General features: G+C 71.1%; 3 protein-coding genes. 2 read left to right on the top strand and 1 reads right to left on the bottom strand.

From position 1 onward, the window contains the following. Positions 1 to 322 (bottom strand): dihydrofolate reductase family protein (locus AOK23_RS39775; RefSeq protein ID WP_240496774.1); only part of this gene is annotated, 322 nt, incomplete at its 3' end. Between the two features lie 159 nt (positions 323 to 481). On the opposite strand from AOK23_RS39775, the gene AOK23_RS39770 reads away from it, so the two are divergent. Then, on the top strand, positions 482 to 1,000 hold the full coding sequence (locus AOK23_RS39770) for a MarR family winged helix-turn-helix transcriptional regulator (protein WP_055717302.1): 519 nt from the start codon (positions 482 to 484) through the stop codon (positions 998 to 1,000). A 184-nt stretch (positions 1,001 to 1,184) separates the two neighbouring features. Beyond that, positions 1,185 to 1,817, top strand: a complete 633-nt coding sequence (locus AOK23_RS39765) for a GTP cyclohydrolase II (RefSeq protein WP_055717301.1) — start codon at positions 1,185 to 1,187, stop codon at positions 1,815 to 1,817. The last annotated feature ends 55 nt before the right edge of the window (positions 1,818 to 1,872 follow it).

Below are 1,872 nucleotides of genomic sequence, written 5' to 3'. Positions count from 1 at the left end.
CGCCGCCCGCGTCGCCGCCGGCCTCCCCGAGTACCCGCTCAAGGTCACGGTCAGCGCGTCCGGCGATCTGGACCCCGAGGCCCAGTTCTGGCACACCGGCGGCGACGCGGGCGGCGCGGCGTTCGGGGGAGTTGACCAGCAGCCGGGGGTTGTCGGTGCGCAGGGTGCCGGCGCCGATCAGGATGGCGTCGCTGGCGGCGCGCACCTCGTCGACCCGGTCGAAGTCGGCCGGGCCCGACAGGAGCAGCCGCTCGGGCCCGGTGTCGTCCAGATAGCCGTCGAGGGAGACGGCGGCGGACAACAGGACATAGGGCTGGGGCATGGAGACGCTCCCTGGTCTGACTGGCCGAAATGACGGGCTGACGGGCTGCCGGGCTGGAATGGCGGGCCTACGGGCTGGAAAGGCGGGCCTACGGGCTGGAAAGGCGGGCTGACCCGGCCGGGCTTGGTTCAAGTTTTAAACAATAACTACACTGTACGTATGACGACTCGCTGGCTCACTCCCGAGGAACAGCGTGCCTGGCGCGCCTACCTCGCCGCGAGCACGCTCCTGGAGGACGCGCTCGACCGGCAGCTCCAGCAGGAGGCCGGCATGCCGCACCTCTATTACGCGGTGCTGGCCGTGCTCTCCGACGCCCCGGACCGGCGTATGCGGATGACCGATCTCGCCGAGCACGCGAAGATCACGCGCAGCCGGCTGACGTACGTCGTGACCCGGCTGGAGAAGGACGGGGCGATCCGGCGCGAGAACTGCCAGTGGGACAAGCGCGGGAGCATCGCCGTCCTGACCGACGAGGGCCTCGCCCTGCTGGAGCGGCTGGCACCCGGGCATGTGGAGTCGGTCCGCAAGGCGGTCTTCGACCACCTCACCCCCGAGCAGATCGGCCAGTTCGAGGAGATCTGCTCGGCCATCGCGGCGGCGATCGAGGGGGAGGAGGCCCAGCAGAACGGCCCCGACGACCTGCCGTGGCGCCGCCGCTCCTGCTCCTCGGGCCAGTGACCTCGCCCGACCCCGTCGCCCGGTCACGAGGGGCGGCGAGGGCGGCCTTTATTCCCCCATCCCCCTGATGTGACGCATCCCAAATCCGGTTGCTTGAAATTTGAAGCAGGGGATAGAGTCGCGGCGAGCGCTGTGATTCAAAACTGAAGCACAGCGGCAGTCGCACCAGGACCGGAGAACCCGCATGCCCGACTTCCCCGCTGCCACCCCGCGTGCCCGCGTCCGGGTACCGCTGCGCTTCCAGGACGGCTACGGCGTCGACGCCGAGATGGTCACCTTCCACGGCCTCGTCGACGGCCGTGAGCACCTGGCGATCGTGCTCGGCGACCCCGCCCCCGGCACGGCCCCGCTGGTCCGGATGCACTCCGAGTGCCTGACCGGCGACGTCTTCGGCTCGGCCCGCTGCGACTGCGGTCCCCAGCTGCGCGAGGCGGTGGAGCGGATCGCCGACCAGGGCGGGGTGCTCCTCTACCTCCGCCAGGAGGGCCGCGGCATCGGCCTCTACAACAAGCTCGACGCGTACGCCCTCCAGGACCAGGGCCTCGACACCTACGAGGCGAACACGGCCCTCGGGCTGCCGGAGGACGCCCGCGACTACACGGCCGCGGCCCAGATGCTGGGCGCCCTCGGCATCGACGAGCTGGACCTGCTCTCCAACAACCCCGACAAGGCGCAGCAGCTGCGCGACCTCGGCGTCGGCGTCCGGCACCGCGTCCCCACCGGCGTCTTCACCACCGCGCACAACGTCCGCTACCTCCGGGCGAAGGTCCTCACCACCCAGCACACCCTGCCCCTGGCGGAACTGACGGCGGGCTGAACGCCCGGAGGGGACGCAGGCGGCAGCCTCTAGCCCACTCGGCCCCGCCGAGTGG

Source organism: Streptomyces torulosus (assembly GCF_001419765.1).
Lineage (GTDB): Bacteria > Actinomycetota > Actinomycetes > Streptomycetales > Streptomycetaceae > Streptomyces > Streptomyces torulosus.
The sequence above is the reverse complement of the archived record's forward strand: the minus strand, read 5'-3'. Positions and strand labels throughout refer to the sequence as shown.

Bases quoted from the DNA above. Each gene is read 5' to 3' on its own strand.
- AOK23_RS39770 (WP_055717302.1), top strand. From the start codon at position 482: ATGACGACTCGCTGGCTCACTCCCGAGGAACAGCGTGCCTGGCGCGCC.
- AOK23_RS39765 (WP_055717301.1), top strand. From the start codon at position 1,185: ATGCCCGACTTCCCCGCTGCCACCCCGCGTGCCCGCGTCCGGGTACCG.